Source organism: Pseudomonas sp. TSO6, from assembly GCF_056098905.1.
This window is the reverse complement of sequence record NZ_JBLZWV010000019.1, coordinates 75,450-95,797: the sequence shown is the minus strand read 5'-3', so window position 1 is coordinate 95,797 and position 20,348 is coordinate 75,450. Positions and strand designations below refer to the sequence as shown.

Genomic DNA, 20,348 nt, shown 5'->3' with positions numbered 1-20,348 from the left:
CCCTTGCAGGCAACCTGTCAATCCGCGGCCAACGCCGCGGCAATGCGGTTCCCCGCCTTGGCTTTCTCGACCTTGATGGCCACAAATTTCGAGGTCGGGGTGTAGGTCCCCTCGCCATAACTTTCCAGCGGCACCAGTGGGTTGGTCTCCGGGTAATACGCCGCCGCCTGCCCCTCAGGCACGTCATACGCCACCAGGCGGAACCCCGACACCCGCCGCTCCACGCCATCCTCCCACAGCGACACCAGGTCCACCTGCTCACCCGGCTCGAAGCCCAGGCGGCGGATGTCGGCCTCGTTGACGAACACCACTTCACGCAGGCCGAACACCCCGCGGTAGCGGTCATCCAGGCCATACAGGGTGGTGTTGTACTGGTCATGCGAGCGCAGCGTCTGCAGGATCAGGTCGGGCTTGTCACCACGCGCCAGTACCTTGGCGTTGACCAACTCTTCCGGCAGTGCGTGGGGCATGAAGCGGGCCTTGCCCGTGGCCGTGCGGAAGTTGCGATCGGCGGCATTGTTGCCCAGGTGGAAACCGCCCGGGCTATGCAGGCGTTGGTTGAAACCGGTGAAACCTGGGATCACGTCGGCGATCATGTCACGAATGCGGTTGTAGTCGGCCACCGCATACTCCCAGTCGATCGGCTGATTGCCCAGCGTGGCCTTGGCCATGCCGGCGACGATCCACGGTTCGGAGCGCATGTGCGGCGAACGCGGGCGCAACTGGCCGTTGGAGATGTGCACCATGCTGAAGGTGTCCTCCACAGTCACGCCTTGCGGCCCTTCGGCCTGCAGGTCGATTTCGGTACGGCCCAGGCACGGCAAAATCAGCGCATCGCGGCCGGTCACCAGGTGCGAGCGGTTGAGCTTGGTGGAAATCTGCACGGTCAACGCGCAGTTCTGCAGGGCCGCGTGGGTGCGCGGGGTGTCCGGGGTGGCTTGGGCGAAGTTGCCGCCCAGGGCGATGAACACCTTGGCCCGGCCCTCTTCCATGGCCTTGATCGCCAGCACCGCGTTGTGCCCGTGGGCCCGCGGCACGCGGAACTGGAAGCGTTTTTCGATGGCATCGAGCAGCGCCGCCTTGGGCTTCTCGTCGATGCCCATGGTGCGGTCGCCCTGCACGTTGCTGTGGCCGCGCACCGGCGACAGGCCGGCACCGGGCTTGCCGACGTTGCCGCGCAGTAGCTGCAGGTTGACGATTTCCTGCACGGTCGGCACCGAATGGCGGTGCTGGGTGACACCCATGGCCCAGCACATGATCACCCGCTCGGCCTTGCGGTACATGCGTGCGGCCAGCTCGATCTCGGCCAGGGTCAGGCCCGACTGTTTGACGATGTGCTCCCAAGAGGTGGCGTCCACCGCTGCCAGGTAGCCATCCACGCCGCTGGTGTGCTCGGCGATGAAAGCATGGTCGAACACCGCCGGCTCGCCCTTGGCCTGGGCTTCACGCTCCCACTGCAAGAGGAACTTGGCAATGCCCCGCATGGCCGCCATGTCACCGCCCAAGGCCGGGCGGAAGTAGGCGCTGGACGTCGGCTCGGAGCCGTTGCTGAGCATTTCGAACGGGTGCTGCGGGTGCTGGAAGCGCTCCAGGCCACGCTCTTTCAGCGGGTTGAAGCACACCACCTGGGCCCCGCGCTTGACCGCCTCACGCAGCGGTTCGAGCATGCGCGGGTGGTTGGTGCCAGGGTTCTGGCCGATGACGAAGATCGCGTCGGCCAGCTCCAGGTCGTGGAACACCACGGTGCCCTTGCCCACCCCGAGGGTTTCCGACATGCCTGCGCCGCTGGCTTCGTGGCACATGTTCGAGCAATCGGGGAAGTTGTTGGTGCCGTAAGCGCGCACGAACAGCTGGTACAGGAACGCCGCCTCGTTGCTGGCCCGGCCCGAGGTGTAGAACTCGGCCTCATCGGGCGACTGCAGCGCACGCAGGTGCGTGGCGACCAGCTCGAAGGCCTCCTGCCAGGTGGTTTCGACATAGTGATCGGTCGCAGCGTCGTAGCGCATCGGGTGCGTGAGGCGGCCCTGGTATTCGAGCCAGTAGTCGGTCTGGTCCTTCAGCGCGCTGACACTGTATTTGGCGAAGAAGGCCGGGTCGACCGAGCGGCCGGTGGCTTCCCAGTTAACCGCCTTGGCGCCGTTTTCGCAGAACTTGACCATATCGCTTTCTGGCGACTCGCCCCAGGCACAGCCGGGGCAGTCGAAGCCGCCGTTCTGGTTGGTCTTGAGCATGGCCCGCAGGTTCTTGAAGGCGTTTTCGCTGCCCAGCCAGCTTTTGGTCACGCTCTTGAGCGCCCCCCAGCCAGCGGCGGCGCCCTTGTAGTCCCTGATGTGTTCGTCCTGGCTCATGCGATGAATCCTCACGCTTCGATGCTTTTTTCCAGCCTATTGAGCGTGAGGCAGGGGCGTCCAATCGAAAGATCTTACGGTGTGATAAGCGGTTTCGATCATGGGTTTCCAGGTGCTTGCCGTGCCATCTTCAGCGCCTGTGAGATCGAGCGCAGCTCGCGATGCGCCGCGCGGGCGGCGCTCGATCTCACAGACGCTGAAGATGCTAAGCCAAGTGATAGATGCCGTCGATCAAGCAGTCGGACAAAGCAATTTGACGCCCCTGCGGCCAGGTTATAGCTTGGAGTTGTGTCCCAACCCATTCGAGCGCGAACGTGGAACAGAACAGCCGGGCCCTGATTGACGGCTTCAACCGGAAAATCGACTACCTGCGGATGTCGGTCACCGACCGCTGTGACTTCCGTTGCGTGTACTGCATGGCAGAAGACATGCAGTTTTTGCCGCGCCAGCAAATCCTCAGCCTCGAAGAACTGTTCCAGGTGGCCGAGCGCTTCGTCGCCCTGGGCACCCGCAAGATCCGCCTGACCGGCGGCGAGCCACTGGTACGCCAGGGCATCGTCGAGTTGTGCGGGCGCATTGCCGCCCTGCCCGGCTTGCGCGAACTGTGCATGACCAGCAACGGCTCACAACTCGGGCGCCTGGCCCAGCCCCTGTTCGATGCCGGCGTGACGCGCCTGAACATCAGCCTCGACAGCCTGGACGCCGACCGCTTCAAGCAGCTGACCCGCACCGGCGACCTGCATCAGGTCATCGCCGGTATCGACGCCGCACGCAAGGCCGGGTTCAAGCGCACCAAGCTCAACTGCGTGGTGCTCAAGGGCCGCAACGATCATGAACTGGTCGACCTGGTGCGCTTTGCCATTGATCGCGAACTGGACATCACCTTCATCGAAGAAATGCCGCTAGGGGTGATCAGCGAGCACGAACGCGGCGAGTCGTTCTGCTCCAGTGATGAAGTACGTGAGCGCCTGGCCGCGCAGTTCACCCTGATCGAATCCACCGAATCCTCACAGGGCCCGGCCCGCTACTGGCGCCTGGCCGAAACCGCGAACACCCGGGTCGGCTTCATATCGCCGCACAGCCACAACTTCTGCGCCACCTGCAACCGCGTGCGCCTGACGGTCGAAGGCCGCCTGCTGCTGTGCCTGGGCAATGAACATTCGGTGGACTTGAAGCATGTGCTGCGCGCGCACCCTGGCAATGCCGAACGCCTGGAAAAAGCCATCCGCGATTCGCTGCACCTCAAGCCCTACCGTCATCACTTCGAAGTCGGTGGCGACGTGCAGATCCTGCGCTTCATGAACATGACCGGCGGCTAAGCGGCCGTCTCTGGAAATCCATGATCGTCCACCCAACCCCCGATGTGCTGCGCGTGCTGTTCACCCTCAAGGGTTCGATCGTCAAGCGCATTGCCCTGCGCTGCCTGATGGTGACCCTGCTGGCCGCGCTGATCGTGCTGATCGAGCGCCATTACCCGGCGTTTTTCTACCCGGTGAGTGCCACGCCGTTCACCTTGCTTGGCCTGTCGCTGTCGATCTTCATGAGCTTTCGCAACAACGCCTGCTATGACCGCTGGTGGGAGGGCCGCAAAGCTTGGGGCAAGCTGATCATTGAAACCCGCTCGTTCGTGCGTGAGAGCGTGGTCATTACAGATGAAAAACTGCGTAACCAACTGCTGCGTAGCCTGTGCGGTTTTGCCCATGCATTGAATGCGCGGCTGCGCGGTGAGGACGAACTGGCGGCTGCCCGGCCATGGCTCGCCCGGCCAGAGGCGATCAGCCCGCACAACGTGTGCGATGGCATCCTGCGCGAAATTGGCCAGCATTGCTCAAGGCTGGCAGAGCAACAGCAGATCAGTGACTGGCGCTACAGTTTGCTGGAGCAGCGGCTGGTAGGGTTGACCGAAGTACAGGCCACCTGTGAGCGGATCAAGGGTACACCCTTGCCGTTCCCCTATACGCTGCTGCTGCACCGCACCATCTACATCTTCTGCCTGCTGCTACCGTTTGCCCTGGCCGAGCCGCTGGGCTGGCTGGCGCCGCTGTTCACCACCATCGTGGGGTACACGTTCTTCGGGCTGGATGCGATTGGCAACGAGCTGGAAGACCCGTTCGGGCGCGATGAAAACGATTTGCCGACCGATGCCATGGTGCGGACTGTGGAGCGCGATGTGCTGGCGGGGTTGGGGGAGCAGCAGTTGCCGCCGGCGTTGTTGCCGGTGGGGTATGTGTTGAGCTGACGGTTTGTGGTCGTCTGTTCTGGCCTCTTCGCGGGCTTGCCCGCTCCCACAGGGACCTCACAAGTTTCGAATGCTGTGCTTACCTGTGGGAGCGGGCAAGCCCGCGAAGGGGCCGGTGCAGGCAGTATCATCAGCCCCGGCTTGCGCAGGCTTCGATCGGCAACAGATGTTTGACGAAGTTGCACGGCCGATGGCGGGCATCCAGCTGCTCGGCCAGAATCCCTTCCCATGCCGTACGACAGGCCCCGGTAGAGCCCGGCAGGCAGCACACCAACGTGCGGTTGGACAACCCGGCCAACGCCCGGCTCTGCACGGTCGAGGTGCCGATATCCAGAATCGACAACGCCCGGAACAGCTCACCAAAACCGTCGATGCGTTTGTCCAGCAGGCACTCGACTGCCTCCGGCGTGCTGTCTCGCCCGGTAAAGCCGGTGCCGCCGGTAATCAGCACCACCTGCACCTGCTCATCGGCAATCCAGGTCGCCACCTGGGCGCGGATCTTGTACAGGTCGTCCTTGAGCAGCGCCCGCGCCACCAGCCGGTGGCCGATCTCTACCGAACGGCTGGCCAGCAGCTCGCCAGAGGTATCGTTGTCGTAGGTACGGGTGTCGCTGACGGTCAGCACGGCGATGTTCAGCGGTACGAAGACTGCATCGGGTTGGACGCGCACGGTAAAGCTCCTTGAATGGCATTGTCGCCACGCTAGAGGCACGGCCCGAGGGCGTCCAATCAATATGGCGTACCGGGCGATCAATGACATCTATCGCAGATGTGGGTTAAGGTCTGCATAACCAGACGCCAGGCACTTTCATGGACATCAAGCAGCTCAAGTTCCTCATCGCCCTCGACCAGACCCGCCACTTCGGCCAGGCAGCGGCGCTGTGCCATATCACCCAGCCGACGCTGTCCATGCGCCTGCGCAACCTGGAAGACGAACTGGACCTGGTGCTGGTCAAGCGTGGCCAGCGCTTCGAAGGCTTCACCGAAGCCGGCGAGCGCATCCTGGCCTGGGCCCGTACCCTGCTCGCCGCCCACGACGGCCTGCAGGCCGAGGCCGCCAGTTGCCGCGGCCAGGTGGTCGGCAGCCTGCGCCTGGGCACGGTGCCGCTGGCCAGCTTCAACCCCATGCACCTGCTGCTGCCACTGCGCGAAAAGTACCCCGAACTGCACTTTCAGCTCAGCTCGCTGAGCTCGGAGCAGATCATCGACGGCCTCAGCCGCAACCAGCTCGACCTGGGTATCTGCTACCTGGACCAGGTCAACACCCGCTTCTTCGAAGTGATCGAACTGGGCACCACCACCATGGGCCTGCTGTACGACACCCGGCACTTCCAGTTCGCCAGCGAAACCCTGCGCTGGGACGAGCTCGGCGACATCCCGCTGGGCCTGCTGAGCAAAGGCATGCACTACCGCCAGTCGCTGGACCTGAGTTTCCGCAGCCGCAGCCTGGAACCGAATGCAGTCCTGGAAAGCGACTCGAGCTTCCAGCTGATCCAGGCCATCACTACCGGCATGTGCTGCGCGATCATGCCGCTGCACTGTGGCCTGGAAGACCTCAGCGAGCACCTGCGCATCCTGCCGGTGGCCGACGCCGCCATCCACAGCCCGGTTGGCCTGTTGCTGCGCCGCAGCGAACCACGCTGGGCGATTGCCGAGCAGTGCTTTGCCGAGGCCCGGGTAGTTATTCGTAATCCATAGCTACAACCGATTTGTTTCTCATCAGGTTAGCCAAGACTCGCTAATACTCTGATCATTTCTACCTCAACCCCCATGCCAGTCAGTTTGAACGCCACAGGGAAGAGTGTAGAGAAGTGGGGGTGGTAATGCCCAGAATCATTCCACAACATAACGTGACCAGTCTTTGGGGCTGCAATCATACCAACTGCAATGACTCCCCCCTCTTTGGAACCGTACGTTGCTAGTATGGCATGATTCATACCATGTCGATTCAGGTCGGCCGATGGATCGACCAGAAGGTCCCCTCGGCCTGCTAATACAAATCGCCTTGAGTGAGAGCCCGACACATATTTAAGATCGCTTTCGCTTTTTATAAAAATCGGCTTAAAACCCTCATTTCGGAAGCTTTTTGGAAACACTCGAGCTCTGCTTCAAACTTGGATAATTTCCTATTGCTCAACGCGGGATACTGACTAAAAGCACTGACCTTCGTTTTTTGCCGACTCTTTAAACTAAGACGCTCACTCACTGATGCTCGCGGAATGGTCTTTACTCCATGCTGGAGACGCTTCAGGGGTTTTATCTTGTGCACGCCAAATCGCCCACTTGGATCTATATTATTTATAGGATCGCCGAAACAATAACTATAAGCATTGATACCTCCTCGTCCGAAAGGGCTTAGCAAATCTGGGCTACCAAACCTCATCACCAAAGTATTTAGCCATCGATAACCATTACCGAGCAAGTATCCCCCTGCAATAAAACCAGACCATTCACCATTAAACCCCACGAAACCAGCGCTAGGCTGTGCGACACTCAGATAACCGTATGGACAATAAGATCGCCCGAACCTCACAAACAGCGCGTCTCGCTTGGTACTGTGCGCCTGAGCGCTGGACGCCTTATTATTGACCATTAGTTATCCTCCGCACCTTTGCGTCCAATAGTAAATACTTGAGAATAATACTTACTTTCCTACCCCACACATTTTAGCTCAGGCATCTCTTGTCTGTGTTTCATCACACCGGGCCAACCGGTATTGGCGAGGAGTAAAGCCGGTCAGTTGCTTGAACTGGCGGCTGAAGGCGCTGTGATCGGTATAGCCGCAGCACATCGCCACTTCAGTGATCGGCAGGTCCGAATGCAACAGGCGGTGGGCGTGCTCCAGACGTGCCTTATGGATCATCTGCCGGGGCGTGAGGTGGAACACCCGCTTGCAGTAGCGCTCCAGCTGGGCCACGGAAATACCGGCGATGCGGGTCAGCTCGCCCATGCTGATCGGCTGGTGAAAGTGCTGGCGAATATGCTCGTCCACCGCGGCCAGGCGCTGATAGGCGGGGTGGCTGTCGGCGGCTGATTGCAGGTCAACCGAAATGCCGACCAGGCCGATGATCTCGCCCGCCTGGTTGTACAGCGGGCGCTTGTGGGTCAGGCACCAGCCGGGTTCACGGCTGCCGTACAGGTGCAGCTCCAGTTGGTCCTCCAGCACCATCCCTTCCTTAAGCACCCGGCGGTCCTGTTCGGTGTAGCCGGGGCCCAGCTGTGCCGGGAATACCTCGGCGCTGGTCTTGCCCAGCAGCGGTTGCAGGCGCTTGAGGCCGCAGCGCTGGACCAGGGTGTTGTTGGCCAGCACATAGCGGGCGGCCGGGTCTTTGATGAAGATGGCGGCGTTGGGGATGGCGTCGAGGATCGGCAGCAGCAGCGACACACCGGCGAGCAGGGCCTCGAGGGTGGCGGGGCGGTGCTGGTCGAGGGACTGGTAGAGGGTTGCCAGGGGGGTGTTGGTCATCTTCTCTATCTCGGTTCTCTGGGCGGGCCTCTTCGCAGCACAAGGCTGCTCCTACAGGTCTTGATAGCCATGCGGTCCTTGTAGGAGCAGCCTTGTGCTGCGAAGAGGCCAGCACTGGCACTGCATCTCTCAAACCCTTATCCGGTATGGCCTACAGCCTATCTACCAGCCCACCCTGGCCACCAGCTTTTTTTGCAACTGTGCCGATTTCGTCATCCCCCCTGCAGAAAACCATCAAGAACCGTCGCCCCGACCGGTTCACTCTATGCCCCACGCAAGCCGCCCAAGTCCTACAAGAGCGCGGCCCAAAAAGCCGCATCTCGTGACATCAGACCTGCCTATCCAATAACCAACAAAAAGGCGAACCCATGTCAGGCAAATTCAAGAAACAGTTATCACTGCTGGACCTCACCTTCATCGGCCTAGGGGCCATTTTCGGCTCCGGCTGGCTGTTCGCCGCCAGCCACGTGTCGGCCATCGCCGGCCCGGCCGGCATCCTCTCCTGGTTCCTCGGCGGGTTCGCCGTACTGTTGCTGGGCATCGTCTACTGCGAACTGGGCGCCGCCCTGCCACGTGCCGGTGGCGTAGTGCGCTACCCGGTTTACTCGCACGGCCCACTGCTCGGCTACCTGATGGGTTTCATCACCCTGATCGCCTTTTCCAGCCTGATCGCCATCGAAGTGGTCGCCTCACGCCAATACGCCGCCGCCTGGTTCCCCGGGCTGACCAAGGCCGGCTCCAGCGACCCGACCGTACTCGGCTGGCTGGTGCAGTTCGCCCTGCTGGGGCTGTTCTTCTTCCTCAATTACCGCAGCGTGAAAACCTTCGCCAAGGCCAACAACCTGGTCAGCGTGTTCAAGTTCATCGTGCCGCTGCTGGTAATCGGCGTGCTGTTCACCTTCTTCAAACCAGAAAACTTCGAGGTCCACGGCTTTGCACCGTTCGGCCTTTCCGGGGTGGAAATGGCCGTGTCGGCGGGCGGCATCATCTTCGCCTACCTGGGCCTGACGCCGATCATTTCAGTGGCCAGCGAGGTGAAGAACCCACAGCGCACCATCCCGATTGCGCTGATTCTTTCGGTATTGCTGTCCACAGCGATTTACGCCCTGTTGCAACTGGCCTTCCTCGGCAGCGTGCCGACCGAAATGCTGGCCAACGGCTGGGCCAGCGTGACCAAGGAACTGGCCCTGCCCTACCGCGACATCGCCCTGGCCCTGGGTGTGGGCTGGCTGGCCTACCTGGTGGTGGCCGACGCCGTGATCTCGCCCAGCGGCTGCGGCAACATCTACATGAACGCCACCCCCCGGGTGATCTATGGTTGGGCGCAGACTGGCACCTTCTTCAAGTACTTCACCCGCATCGATGAAGAGTCCGGCATCCCGCGCCCGGCCCTGTGGCTGACGTTTGGCCTGTCGGTGTTCTGGACCCTGCCGTTCCCCTCGTGGGAAGCGCTGATCAACGTGGTATCGGCTGCCCTGGTACTGAGCTACGCCGTCGCCCCGGTCACCGTCGCCGCCCTGCGCCGCAATGCACCCCACATGCCGCGCCCGTTCCGGGTCAAGGGCATGGCCGTGCTCGGCCCGCTGTCGTTCATCATCGCCGCGCTCATCGTGTACTGGTCGGGCTGGAACACCGTGTCGTGGCTGCTGGCCCTGCAAATCGTGATGTTCGTGCTGTACCTGCTGTGCAGCCGTTTCGTACCCACCCAGCACCTGTCGCTGGCCCAACAAGTGCGCTCGTCGGCGTGGCTGATCGGCTTCTACGCGGTGACCATCCTGCTGTCCTGGCTGGGCAGCTTCGGTGGCCTGGGGGTAATCGGCCACCCGCTCGACACCGTGGCCGTGGCCGCCTGCGCGCTGGGCATCTACTACTGGGGCGCCGCGACTGGCGTGCCTGCCCACTTGGTGCGCCTGGAAGGTGAAGACGAAAGCGAAGCCGCCGCTGAAACCTATGCCAGCCGCCCTGCCCCCGTCGCTTCCTGATCTTTTACGCAAGGGACAAGCCCATGAAACAGATACACGTCATCGACTCCCACACTGGCGGCGAACCGACCCGCCTGGTGATGAAGGGCTTCCCGCAACTGCACGGCCGCAGCATGGCCGAACAGCGCGACGAACTGCGCGAGCTGCACGACCCATGGCGCCGTGCCTGCCTGCTGGAGCCACGCGGCAACGATGTGCTGGTCGGCGCGCTGTATTGCCCACCGGTGTCGGCCGACGCTACCTGCGGGGTAATCTTCTTCAACAACGCCGGCTACCTGAACATGTGCGGCCACGGCACCATCGGCCTGGTCGCCTCGTTGCAGCACCTGGGCCTGATCGCACCGGGTGTGCACAAGATCGACACCCCGGTCGGCCAGGTCAGCGCCACCCTGCATGAAGACGGCGCCATCACCGTCGGCAACGTGCCCTCTTACCGCTACCGCCAGCAGGTGGCGGTGGATGTACCCGGCCATGGCGTGGTGCATGGCGACATCGCCTGGGGCGGCAACTGGTTCTTCCTGGTTTCCGAACACGGCCAGCGTATCGAGCTGGCCAACCGTGAGGCGCTGACCGAGTACACCTGGGCCATGCTCAAAGCCCTGGAAGCCCAGGGCATCACCGGTGAAAACGGCGCGCCTATCGACCACGTCGAGCTGTTTGCCGACGACGCCAACGCCGACAGCCGCAACTTCGTGATGTGCCCCGGCAAGGCCTACGACCGCTCGCCCTGCGGCACCGGCACCAGCGCCAAGCTGGCCTGCCTGGCCGCCGACGGCAAGCTTGCCGAAGGCCAGACCTGGGTACAGGCCAGTATCACCGGCAGCCAGTTCCATGGCCGCTACGAGCGCGACGGCGAGCACATTCGCCCGTTCATCACCGGCCGCGCCTACATGACCGCCGACAGCACCCTGCTGATCGACGAACAGGACCCGTTCGCCTGGGGCATCTGACCCCGCCTTTTTCCGACTGAATACTGCGAGGAGTGACAACAATGACCAACAACATCTTCACCGGCACCATGCCCGCCCTGATGACCCCATGCACCGCCGAACGCAAGCCGGACTTCGACGCCCTGGTGCGCAAGGGCCGTGAACTGATCGAGGCCGGCATGAGCGCCGTGGTGTACTGCGGTTCGATGGGCGACTGGCCACTACTGACCGAGGCCGAACGCCAGGAAGGCGTGGCGCGCCTGGTGGCCGCCGGCATCCCGACCATTGTCGGCACTGGCGCGGTGAACACCCGTGAAGCGGTAGCGCATGCCGCCCACGCGGCCAAGGTCGGCGCCGCCGGCCTGATGGTCATCCCCCGCGTGCTCAGCCGCGGCGCTTCGCTGATCGCCCAGAAGCACCACTTCTCGGCCATCCTCGCCGCCGCGCCCAAGCTGCCAGCGGTGATCTACAACAGCCCCTATTACGGCTTCGCCACCCGCGCCGATCTGTTCTTCGAGCTGCGCCGCGAATTCCCCAACCTGATCGGCTTCAAGGAATTCGGTGGCGGTGCCGACCTGCGTTACGCCGCCGAGCACATCACCTCCAAGGATGACGACGTGACCCTGATGGTGGGCGTGGACACCCAGGTGGTGCATGGCTTCGTCAACTGCAACGCCACCGGCGCCATCACCGGCATCGGCAACGCCCTGCCCCGTGAGGTGCTGCACCTGGTAAGCCTGAGCAAGCAGGCGGCCAAGGGCGATGCCAAGGCCCGCCGCCTGGCCCGCGAGCTGGAAGCGGCGCTGGCGGTGCTGTCGTCGTTCGATGAGGGCTGCGACCTGGTGCTGTACTACAAGCACCTGATGGTGCTGAACGGCGACAGCGAGTACAGCCTGCACTTCAACGAAACCGACGTGCTGACCGACGCCCAGCACAACTATGCCGAGCAGCAGTACGCGTTGTTCCGCAACTGGTACGCCAGCTGGTCGGCCGAACAGAACATCGCCTGACCCATGCCCTGCTTGGCCCTTGTAGGAGCGGCCTTGTGCCGCGAAAGGGCTGCAAAGCAGCCCCGGGGTTTCCACGCAGATGCACAAATTGCTGGGGCTGCTTTGCAGCCCTTCGCGGCACAAGGCCGCTCCTACAAGGGTTGCGGTTTACCTTGATACCCGAATTTGATTCACAAGGAGGCTACATGACCCTCACCGGCAACATGCTGATCGGCCAGACGCCGGTAACCGGCAGCCGCGAAGCCATCCGCGGCATCGACCCGGCCACCGGCCAGCCACTGGAACCGGCCTACCTGGGCGGCACCAACGAACACGTGGCCCAAGCCTGCGCCCTGGCCTGGGCGGCGTTCGATGGCTACCGCGAAACCACGCTCGAACAACGGGCACAATTCCTCGAAACCATCGCCACCCAGATCGAAGCACTGGGCGATGCCCTGATCGACCGCGCCGTGGCCGAAAGCGGTCTGCCCAAGGCGCGTATCCAGGGCGAGCGTGGCCGCACCTGTACCCAGCTGCGCACCTTCGCCCGGGTAGTGCGGGCCGGTGAATGGCTGGATGTGCGGGTCGACAACGCCCAGCCAGAACGCCAGCCCTTGCCGCGCGGCGACCTGCGCCAGCGCCAGGTGGCCCTGGGGCCGGTAGCCGTATTCGGCGCCAGCAATTTCCCGCTGGCCTTCTCGGTGGCCGGTGGCGATACCGCGTCGGCACTGGCTGCTGGCTGCCCAGTGGTGGTCAAGGCCCACAGCGCCCACCCTGGCACCAGCGAGCTGGTCGGCCAGGCGGTGGCGCAGGCGGTGAAGCTGTGCGGCTTGCCGGCCGGCGTATTCTCGCTGTTGTACGGCTCCGGCCGTGAAGTGGGCATCGCGCTGGTCAGCGACCCGCGCATCAAGGCCGTTGGCTTTACCGGCTCACGCAGCGGTGGTATCGCGCTGTGCCAGGCGGCCCAGGCACGCCCGGAGCCGATCCCGGTGTACGCCGAAATGAGTTCGATCAACCCGGTGTTCCTGTTCGAGGCGGCCCTGCAGGCCCGTGCCGAAGCGCTGGCGCACGGCTTCGTCGCCTCGTTGACCCAAGGTGCCGGCCAGTTCTGCACCAACCCCGGGCTGGTGATTGCCCCCCAAGGGCCGGCTTTACAGCGGTTTATCGACGCTGCCAGCGAGCACGTGCGCCAGGCCGCTGCGCAAACCATGCTCACCCCGGGCATCTTCAGTGCTTACCAGGCCGGTGTCGGTGGCTTGGCAGGAAACGCCAATGCCCAGGCTGCGGCCAGCGGGCAGGCCGGGCAAGGCCCCAACCAATGCCAGGCGCAATTGTTCGTCACCCAAGCCGAAGCCTTCCTCGCCGACCCGGCGTTGCAAGCTGAAGTGTTTGGCGCGGCGTCGCTGGTGGTGGCGTGCGCCAGCGATGAACAGGTCCACCAAGTGGCCGAGCACCTGGAAGGCCAGTTGACCGCTACCCTGCAACTGGACGATGCCGACATCGACCGCGCCCGTGCGCTGCTGCCGACCCTTGAACGCAAGGCTGGGCGCATTCTGGTCAATGGCTGGCCGACCGGCGTCGAGGTGTGCGATGCCATGGTCCATGGCGGGCCGTTCCCGGCCACCTCCGATGCCCGCACTACCTCGGTGGGCACGGCAGCGATTTTGCGTTTCCTGCGCCCGGTGTGCTATCAGGACTTCCCTGATGCGCTGCTGCCGCAGGCGCTGAAACACGGCAACCCGCTGCAACTGCGGCGCCTGCTCGACGGCAAACGGGAAGGCTAAGCATGGTCCAAACCCCTGAAGCCGATATCGCCGTGGTTGGCGCCGGCATTGTCGGCGTCGCCTGTGCCCTGCAACTGGCCCGCCAGGGCCGCCGGGTACTGCTGGTGGACCGTCAGGCACCCGGCCATGGGGCGTCCTATGGCAACGCCGGGCACCTGGCCACCGAGCAGGTGTTCCCGATTGCCGACCTGTCGATCCTCAAGCGCTTGCCGCGCATGCTGCTGGACCCGATGGGCCCACTGCGCCTGGACTGGAAGTACCTGCCCACGGCCATGCCCTGGTTCACCCGCCTGCTGCTCAACCTGCGCCCGGCCCCGTTCCAGCGCAGTGTGGCCGGCATCCGCACGCTGAACGAAGGCAGCCTGGGTGCATGGCAGCGCCTGCTGGGCTCGATCGGGCGCAGCGACCTGTTCCAGGAGGATGGTTCGTTGCTGGTGTTCGAGAAGCCTGAGTCACGCCAGGCACTGGAGGCGTTGCGCACCCGCATGCAACAGCAGGCGGTGCCGGTGGACGTCTGGTCGGCCGAAACCGTGCGCGAGGCAGCGCCGCAACTGAGCCCGTCACTGCTGGGCGGGTTGTTCTTTCCGCGCACCGGGCACTTCATCGACCCTTACCGGGTTGTGTGCGAACTGTTCGAAGCGGCCAAGGCCAGCGGCGTGCGCTTTGTTCAGGCGCAGGTCGATGGCGGGCAATTGCACAGTGCGGGCGTGAGCCTGGCCAGCGACCAGGGCACGCTCAATGCCCGCCAGGTGCTGATCAGCTGTGGTGCCCATTCTGCGAAACTGACCGCCGCGCTGACGGGCAAGCGGGTACCGCTGGACACAGAACGCGGTTACCACCTGATGTTGCCGGGTGAGCACCAGCGTCTGCCGTTTGCAGTCACCTCGCTGGAGCGCAAGTTCATCATGACGCCCATGGCCGAAGGCTTGCGCCTGGCCGGCACGGTGGAGTTCGCCGGGCTGGAGGCACCGCCAAGCATGCAACGGGCTTGGCAGTTGCACCGGTTGAGCAAGGGGTTGTTCCGGCAAGACTTGAGCGTCGAAGGGGCGACGCCGTGGATGGGCTTCCGGCCTTCGTTACCGGACTCGTTGCCGGTGATCGACAGGGTGTGTGATGGGCGGGTCCTGTTGGCGTTTGGGCATCAGCACCTGGGGTTGACCCAGGCGGCGGTGACGGCGGAATGGGTGGGACGGTTGGCTGAGCGGGCTGCGGGGCCTGAGAAGGCAGCCTACCGGTTGGATCGGTTCTAGATTCGGGGGCCGCTGTGCAGCCCATTCGCGGCACAAGGCCGCTCCTACAAAGAGCACGCTATCCTGTAGGAGCTGGCTTGCCGGCGATTGGGCTGCGCAGCAGCCCCAGGCTTCTCAGCGATAACGCTCAAGCCAGTGCGCATACGGCGCCGGCAAGGTCCAGGAGGCTTTCTCCACCCCCAGCTCCTTGGCGGCAAAGTACGCCCAGTGCGGGTCGGCCAGGTGCGCACGCCCTACCGAAACCAGGTCCAGCTGGTTTGCCTGCAACGCGGCCTCAGCCAGCTGCGGTGTGCCAAAGCCCCACGCCGAAGTCACCGGCAGCTTCGCCTCGCGGCGCACACGCTCGGCAATCGGCCCCATGAACGCCGGGCCCCACGGGATGTTGGTCTCGGGAATGGTGAAACCGACACTTACGCTCAGCAGGTCAAGGCCGCCAGCCTTGAAGCGGCGCGCCAGTTCGATCGACTCTTCCAGGGTCTGCTCGTCGCGGCCATCGTATTCCAGCACACCAAAGCGCGCGGTCAACGGCAGGTTCTCTGGCCATACTTCACGCACCGCAGCCAGGGTTTCCAGCAGGAAGCGGCTGCGGTTGTCGAAGCTGCCACCGTAGGCATCGGTCCGCTTGTTGGAATGCTCGGAGAAGAAGCTCTGGCCCAGGTAGCCGTGGGCAAAGTGCAGTTCGATCCATTCGAAGCCGGCATCACGCGCACGGCGGGCGGCATCGACGAAGTCCTGCTTGACCCGGGCAATGTCGTCCAGGGTCATTTCGCGTGGCACTTTCGGCAGGTGCGCGCCAAAGGCAATGGCAGACGGGGCGATGGTTTCCCAGCCACGCGCGTCGTCGGCGGCGATGTGGTCGTCACCCTCCCACGGGCGGTTGGCGCTGGCCTTGCGCCCGGCGTGGGCGATCTGAATGCCCGGCACGGAACCTGCGGCCTTGATGGCCTGCACCACCGGTACGAATGCCTGGGCGTGAGCATCGCTCCAGATACCGGCACAACCGGGGGTGATACGGCCTTCCGGTGCCACCGCAGTGGCCTCGACCACCAGCAGCCCAGCACCGCCACGGGCCAGGCCGGCCAGGTGCACGTGGTGCCAGTCGTTGATCATGCCGTCTTCGGCCATGTATTGGCACATCGGCGGAATGGCAATGCGGTTACGCAGGGCGACGTCTTTGAGGCTGTAGGGTTCGAACAGTGCGGACATGGGAAACTCCGGGTTCATTTCAATACTGTTGTTCGATCATAATCGAACTATGGCAATTAGTGAAACCCCCGTTATCATGTCGGCCATGCGAGCCTATAAACATCCCAACGCTGAAGACCTGATCCTTGAACGCCTGCTCTATGCGCTCAGCGACCCCGTGCGCCTGGAAATCGTCCGCCATCTGGCCGGCGTTGCCGAGGCCAGCTGTGGCGAGCTTGACGGTGGGCGGCCCAAGTCGAGCATGTCGCACCACTTCCGCGTACTACGTGATGCGGGGTTGGTGCACACCCGCAATGTGGGGACGACCCATATGAATTCACTGCGCAGCGAAATGCTGGGCGAGCGTTTTCCCGGGCTGCTGGAGTGCATCCTGCGCCAGAGATGATGCCGGGTGCTCGCCATAGCAGTTTCAGCGCCTGTGAAATCGAGCGCCGCGCGGGCGGCGCTCGATGTACGCCCCTCCACCCATCCCATGACAGGCCCGTAGCCGCCCTCACCCGTCCTCCCGACGAACAAATCGCACCCATTCTTCCCCTACACGCGTGAAGACCCCCCCAAAAAAAACCACGAGGTTTCCCCCGTGGCTTCTTTCATGCCAATGGCCGATTACAGCGCCATGTCGTTCTCAGGCTTGCTTTCAACCGGCTGGCTGGCCGCGCCACCGAAGTCGACGCTGGCGTCGATCACCGGCGGTTTCTCCAGCTGCAGCACTTCAGCGGTGTAGTTCCACTCTTTCTGAGTGGCCGCTGCCGAATCGTTCAGCTTGGTACCGTAGCTCGGCACGATCTGTTTGATCTTGGCCTGCCACTCTGGGGTAGCGACCTTTTCCTTGAACACGGTTTCCAGCACGGTCAGCATGATCGGCGCAGCAGTCGAAGCACCTGGCGAGGCGCCCAGCAGGCCGGCAATGGTGCGGTCTTCGGATGCGACCACTTCGGTACCCAGCTTCAGCACGCCGCCCTTCTCGGCATCACGCTTGATGATCTGCACACGCTGGCCGGCCTGCCACAGGCGCCAGTCTTCCTTCTTGGCATTCGGGAAGTAGGTGCGCAGGGCTTCGAAGCGGTCATCGTCAGACAGCATCAGCTGGCCAGCGAGGTACTCCACCAGCGGGTACTGCTCGATACCGACCTTGGTCATCGGCCACACGTTGTGGGTGGTGGTGCTGCTCAGCAGGTCCAGGTACGAGCCGTTCTTCAGGAACTTGGTCGAGAAGGTGGCGAATGGGCCAAACAGGATCACGCGCTTGCCGTCCAGCACGCGGGTGTCCAGGTGCGGTACCGACATGGGTGGCGCGCCAGTCGAGGCAATGCCGTAGGCCTTGGCCATGTGCTGCATGGCAATGGTCGGGTTCTCGGTCACCAGGAACGAGCCACCCACCGGGAAGCCTGCGTATTCCTTGGCTTCAGGAATGCCCGATTTCTGCAGCAGCTTCAGTGCGCCGCCGCCGGCACCGATGAACAGGAACTTGGCGTCGGTAGCCGATTCGGTACCGTCCTTCAGGTTCTTGTACTCGACGTGCCAGGAGCCGTCCTTGTTGCGGGTGATGTCCTGCACTTCGCTGGACAGCTTCAGGTCGAACTTGTCCTGGGTCTTCAGGTGGCCGACCATCTGGCGGGTGATCTCGCCGAAGTTGACGTCGGTGCCGATTGGCGTCCAGGTCACGGCCAGCTTCTGGTTCGGGTCGCGCCCTTCCATCATCAGCGGGACCCACTTGGCGATCTGCGCGTGGTCCTCGGAGTACTGCATCGGGCGGAACAGCGGGCTGGCCTGCAGCGCGTCGTAACGCTTTTTCAGGAACTTGATGTTGTCATCGCCCCACACGAAGCTCATGTGCGGGGTGGTGTTGATGAACGAGTGCGGGTTCTTCAGCACGCCCTGGCGAACCTGCCAGGCCCAGAACTGACGGGAGATCTGGAAAGCTTCGTTGATTTCGATGGCCTTGGAGATATTGACGTTGCCGTCTTTGTCTTCCGGGGTGTAGTTCAGCTCGGCCAGCGCGGAGTGGCCGGTACCGGCGTTGTTCCAGCCGTTGGAGCTTTCTTCAGCCACGCCGTCCAGGCGCTCGACCATCTCCATCGACCAGCTTGGCTCCAGCTCGTGCAGCCACACAGCCAGGGTGGAGCTCATGATGCCGCCGCCGACCAGCAGCACATCTACTTTTTTGGTTTCTGCGGCGTGCGCTTGCATGAAGCTCGCAGCGACAGCCAGACCCAGCAAGGTCTTGCCAGCTTTCTTGAACATTGATCTATTCCAGTCAGGAGAACGGAGGGAGGGCCTGTGGCTGGCCCAGGTGTTCCGTGTTCTTCAGCGCAGGCTTGTTGTTGATCATTGTTCGGCAGCCAGAGAACCAGAAAACGACTCGGCCTTTTGTCGAATTGACCGACAGGGCTGAATCGTTTTTCTGATTGTATCCGAAATGCCAGCGCAAACAAATTGCCGGTCTTCGCGTCAAGGTGACGGGTTGTCCCAGGGGATACCCGCACGCTGTGCAGTGATTGCAGTATTTTTCCGGCGCCCCTAACATTGCGATCATTTCTCATTCGCACCAGTATGCGCTCGCGCCGGATGCCGCCGTGGTTTCGATCCCAGAGTTGAACACCTCGCTCCATACCCTGTACCACAGCCACTCGCGCTGGTTGCTCGGCTTTCTGTACCGTCGGCTGGGCAGCCGCTGCGATGCCGCCGACCTGGTGCAGGACACCTTCGTGCGCATCCTCAAGCGCCCACGGCAGTTCGACGGCGACCGCGGCGAACGCTCGTACCTGGCGACCATCGCCCGCGGCCTGTGCGTCGACCATTGGCGCCGGCAAAAGCTGGAACAGGCCTGGTTGCAGCAATTGGCCTTGCAGCCCGAGGCGTTGCAACCCTCCCCCGAACAGCGCGCGATCATTGTCGAGACCCTGCACGAGGTGGACGCCATGTTGCTGCGCTTGCCGAGCAAGGTGCGCCAGGCATTCCTGCTGGCGCAGATCGATGGCCTGGCCTACCGCGATATCGCCGCGCACATTGGCGTGAGCGAACGCATGATCAAGAAGTACCTGGCCCAGGCGTTTCTGCACTGCGCCATTCTTGAAGCCGAACTCGACGGCTTGCTGGTGGAGTGACGCCATGACCGCGCCCGCGCAAAAACTCAGCCACGCCAGCCTGCAGCAGGCCGCGCACTGGTACGTGCAGTTACAGGACGAAAACGCCGCACCGCAGTTGCACACGCAGTGGCGACACTGGTTTGACCAGCACGGCGACCATCAGGCGGCCTGGCACTATGTGCAACGGGTCGGCCAGCGTTTTGCCCCGTTGCAGGCCGAAGGCGCCGCTGCGGGCCGGGCACTGCGTGAGCACGACGCGCGTCGCTTCAGCCGGCGCACCGGGCTCAAGTCGCTGCTGGTGCTTGGCGCCAGCTCGCTGCTTGGCTGGCGGGCGTGGCACGGTGCCCCGTTGTCGGGCTGGGATGCCGACATGGCCACCGGCATCGGTGAAACTCGCCAAACCCGGCTGGCCGATGGCAGCCAGTTGTGGCTGGGGGCGCAGAGCGCCGTGGACATGGAGTTTTCCACCCTCAGCCGGGTACTGCGGCTGCGCTTTGGCGAGCTGCTGGTGGAAACTGCCCACGACCCGCGCCGCCCGTTCTTCGTCGACACTGCGCAAGGGCGCATGCAGGCGCTGGGCACGCGCTTTGCGGTGTGCCAGCAGGGGGAGCGCACCAGGCTGGATGTGTACGCGGGCGCCGTGGAGGTGTGCACGGCTCAAAGCGGTGAGCGCTGCATCGTGGCGGCGGGCCAGCAAGTGGACTTCAGCGCCCGGGGCATCAGCAACACCCGCCCGGCCCAAAGCGCCGGCGAGTCGTGGATTTATCACCGTCTCAATGCCGAAGACATGCCATTGGCGCATTTGCTGCAAACGCTGGGGCGCTATCGCCACGGGCACCTGGGTTGGCACCCGGATGTCGGCAAACTGTCGGTGATGGGTGCCTTCCCGCTCAACGATACCGACCGCGCACTGGCCTTGTTGCAAGCGGCGTTGCCGGTGCGGGTGCAGCGGCTGACGCCCTGGTGGGTCACAGTCGAGCCAGCCTGATTGGCACCTATTTCAAGGCAAACACAAGCCCTGTAGGAGCAGCCTTGTGCTGCGAAGAGGCCGGTAAGGCTAAAGATT

Annotated in this window: 17 protein-coding genes; 11 read left to right on the top strand and 6 right to left on the bottom strand. The window is 63.3% G+C overall.

What is annotated here, in order from left to right; all coding sequences use genetic code 11:
* Positions 1-17 precede the first annotated feature (17 nt).
* Complete coding sequence (locus ACN6NG_RS05730) at positions 18-2,348, bottom strand: FdhF/YdeP family oxidoreductase (RefSeq protein WP_063427385.1); 2,331 nt, start codon at positions 2,346-2,348, stop codon at positions 18-20.
* Positions 2,349-2,662: 314 nt separating this feature from the next.
* Here ACN6NG_RS05730 and moaA point away from each other — a divergent pair, with 314 nt between their 5' ends.
* On the top strand, positions 2,663-3,667 hold the full coding sequence (gene moaA, locus ACN6NG_RS05725; protein WP_081238205.1) for a GTP 3',8-cyclase MoaA: 1,005 nt from the start codon (positions 2,663-2,665) through the stop codon (positions 3,665-3,667).
* Positions 3,668-3,687: 20 nt separating this feature from the next.
* Complete coding sequence (locus ACN6NG_RS05720) at positions 3,688-4,587, top strand: bestrophin family protein (RefSeq protein WP_063427386.1); 900 nt, start codon at positions 3,688-3,690, stop codon at positions 4,585-4,587.
* A 130-nt stretch (positions 4,588-4,717) separates the two neighbouring features.
* On the opposite strand, the gene moaB is transcribed toward ACN6NG_RS05720, so the two are convergent.
* Positions 4,718-5,257: a molybdenum cofactor biosynthesis protein B gene (gene moaB, locus ACN6NG_RS05715; RefSeq protein ID WP_043204243.1), complete on the bottom strand. Its 540-nt coding sequence runs from the start codon at positions 5,255-5,257 to the stop codon at positions 4,718-4,720.
* A gap of 140 nt (positions 5,258-5,397) precedes the next feature.
* On the opposite strand from moaB, the gene ACN6NG_RS05710 reads away from it, so the two are divergent.
* The gene (locus ACN6NG_RS05710; RefSeq protein ID WP_474313183.1) at positions 5,398-6,285 is read left to right on the top strand and encodes a LysR family transcriptional regulator; all 888 of its coding nucleotides are present in this window, start codon (positions 5,398-5,400) and stop codon (positions 6,283-6,285) included.
* 349 nt (positions 6,286-6,634) lie between these two features.
* On the opposite strand, the gene ACN6NG_RS05705 is transcribed toward ACN6NG_RS05710, so the two are convergent.
* On the bottom strand, positions 6,635-7,180 hold the full coding sequence (locus tag ACN6NG_RS05705) for an RHS repeat-associated core domain-containing protein (RefSeq protein WP_474313182.1): 546 nt from the start codon (positions 7,178-7,180) through the stop codon (positions 6,635-6,637).
* 78 nt (positions 7,181-7,258) lie between these two features.
* Positions 7,259-8,053, bottom strand: coding sequence for an AraC family transcriptional regulator (locus ACN6NG_RS05700; RefSeq protein WP_063427390.1), 795 nt, complete (start codon positions 8,051-8,053; stop codon positions 7,259-7,261).
* A gap of 368 nt (positions 8,054-8,421) precedes the next feature.
* On the opposite strand from ACN6NG_RS05700, the gene ACN6NG_RS05695 reads away from it, so the two are divergent.
* From ACN6NG_RS05695 to ACN6NG_RS05675, 5 genes are all read left to right on the top strand, one after another.
* Positions 8,422-10,035 (top strand): APC family permease, encoded by a 1,614-nt coding sequence (locus ACN6NG_RS05695; RefSeq protein WP_474313181.1) that lies wholly within the window; start codon positions 8,422-8,424, stop codon positions 10,033-10,035.
* A 23-nt stretch (positions 10,036-10,058) separates the two neighbouring features.
* Positions 10,059-10,985, top strand: a complete 927-nt coding sequence (locus ACN6NG_RS05690) for a 4-hydroxyproline epimerase (protein ID WP_474313179.1) — start codon at positions 10,059-10,061, stop codon at positions 10,983-10,985.
* 41 nt (positions 10,986-11,026) lie between these two features.
* On the top strand, positions 11,027-11,974 hold the full coding sequence (locus ACN6NG_RS05685) for a dihydrodipicolinate synthase family protein (protein ID WP_474313178.1): 948 nt from the start codon (positions 11,027-11,029) through the stop codon (positions 11,972-11,974).
* A 185-nt stretch (positions 11,975-12,159) separates the two neighbouring features.
* Entirely contained in the window at positions 12,160-13,737 is a 1,578-nt protein-coding gene (locus ACN6NG_RS05680; protein WP_474313177.1) for an aldehyde dehydrogenase (NADP(+)), read from the top strand.
* 2 nt (positions 13,738-13,739) lie between these two features.
* On the top strand, positions 13,740-14,987 hold the full coding sequence (locus tag ACN6NG_RS05675; protein ID WP_474313175.1) for an NAD(P)/FAD-dependent oxidoreductase: 1,248 nt from the start codon (positions 13,740-13,742) through the stop codon (positions 14,985-14,987).
* 114 nt (positions 14,988-15,101) lie between these two features.
* Here ACN6NG_RS05675 and xenA read toward each other — a convergent pair whose 3' ends face one another.
* The gene (gene xenA, locus ACN6NG_RS05670; RefSeq protein ID WP_197898987.1) at positions 15,102-16,193 is read right to left on the bottom strand and encodes an NADH:flavin oxidoreductase/NADH oxidase; all 1,092 of its coding nucleotides are present in this window, start codon (positions 16,191-16,193) and stop codon (positions 15,102-15,104) included.
* Positions 16,194-16,242: 49 nt separating this feature from the next.
* On the opposite strand from xenA, the gene ACN6NG_RS05665 reads away from it, so the two are divergent.
* Positions 16,243-16,578 carry an ArsR/SmtB family transcription factor gene (locus ACN6NG_RS05665; RefSeq protein ID WP_016488623.1) on the top strand — a complete coding sequence of 112 codons (336 nt, stop codon included), beginning with the start codon at positions 16,243-16,245 and terminating at the stop codon, positions 16,576-16,578.
* 221 nt (positions 16,579-16,799) lie between these two features.
* On the opposite strand, the gene mqo is transcribed toward ACN6NG_RS05665, so the two are convergent.
* Positions 16,800-18,437 carry a malate dehydrogenase (quinone) gene (mqo, locus tag ACN6NG_RS05660; protein ID WP_474313174.1) on the bottom strand — a complete coding sequence of 546 codons (1,638 nt, stop codon included), beginning with the start codon at positions 18,435-18,437 and terminating at the stop codon, positions 16,800-16,802.
* Between the two features lie 332 nt (positions 18,438-18,769).
* Between mqo and ACN6NG_RS05655 the strand changes: the two genes are divergently transcribed.
* Both ACN6NG_RS05655 and ACN6NG_RS05650 read left to right on the top strand, forming a co-directional pair.
* Positions 18,770-19,300: a sigma-70 family RNA polymerase sigma factor gene (locus ACN6NG_RS05655; protein ID WP_341796544.1), complete on the top strand. Its 531-nt coding sequence runs from the start codon at positions 18,770-18,772 to the stop codon at positions 19,298-19,300.
* A 4-nt stretch (positions 19,301-19,304) separates the two neighbouring features.
* On the top strand, positions 19,305-20,270 hold the full coding sequence (locus ACN6NG_RS05650; RefSeq protein ID WP_474313172.1) for a FecR domain-containing protein: 966 nt from the start codon (positions 19,305-19,307) through the stop codon (positions 20,268-20,270).
* The last annotated feature ends 78 nt before the right edge of the window (positions 20,271-20,348 follow it).

Bases quoted from the DNA above. Each gene is read 5' to 3' on its own strand.
- ACN6NG_RS05730 (WP_063427385.1), bottom strand. From the start codon at position 2,348: ATGAGCCAGGACGAACACATCAGGGACTACAAGGGCGCCGCCGCTGGC.
- ACN6NG_RS05720 (WP_063427386.1), top strand. From the start codon at position 3,688: ATGATCGTCCACCCAACCCCCGATGTGCTGCGCGTGCTGTTCACCCTC.
- ACN6NG_RS05710 (WP_474313183.1), top strand. From the start codon at position 5,398: ATGGACATCAAGCAGCTCAAGTTCCTCATCGCCCTCGACCAGACCCGC.
- ACN6NG_RS05705 (WP_474313182.1), bottom strand. From the start codon at position 7,180: ATGGTCAATAATAAGGCGTCCAGCGCTCAGGCGCACAGTACCAAGCGA.
- ACN6NG_RS05700 (WP_063427390.1), bottom strand. From the start codon at position 8,053: ATGACCAACACCCCCCTGGCAACCCTCTACCAGTCCCTCGACCAGCAC.
- ACN6NG_RS05695 (WP_474313181.1), top strand. From the start codon at position 8,422: ATGTCAGGCAAATTCAAGAAACAGTTATCACTGCTGGACCTCACCTTC.
- ACN6NG_RS05690 (WP_474313179.1), top strand. From the start codon at position 10,059: ATGAAACAGATACACGTCATCGACTCCCACACTGGCGGCGAACCGACC.
- ACN6NG_RS05685 (WP_474313178.1), top strand. From the start codon at position 11,027: ATGACCAACAACATCTTCACCGGCACCATGCCCGCCCTGATGACCCCA.
- ACN6NG_RS05680 (WP_474313177.1), top strand. From the start codon at position 12,160: ATGACCCTCACCGGCAACATGCTGATCGGCCAGACGCCGGTAACCGGC.
- ACN6NG_RS05675 (WP_474313175.1), top strand. From the start codon at position 13,740: ATGGTCCAAACCCCTGAAGCCGATATCGCCGTGGTTGGCGCCGGCATT.
- xenA (WP_197898987.1), bottom strand. From the start codon at position 16,193: ATGTCCGCACTGTTCGAACCCTACAGCCTCAAAGACGTCGCCCTGCGT.
- ACN6NG_RS05665 (WP_016488623.1), top strand. From the start codon at position 16,243: ATGGCAATTAGTGAAACCCCCGTTATCATGTCGGCCATGCGAGCCTAT.
- mqo (WP_474313174.1), bottom strand. From the start codon at position 18,437: ATGTTCAAGAAAGCTGGCAAGACCTTGCTGGGTCTGGCTGTCGCTGCG.
- ACN6NG_RS05650 (WP_474313172.1), top strand. From the start codon at position 19,305: ATGACCGCGCCCGCGCAAAAACTCAGCCACGCCAGCCTGCAGCAGGCC.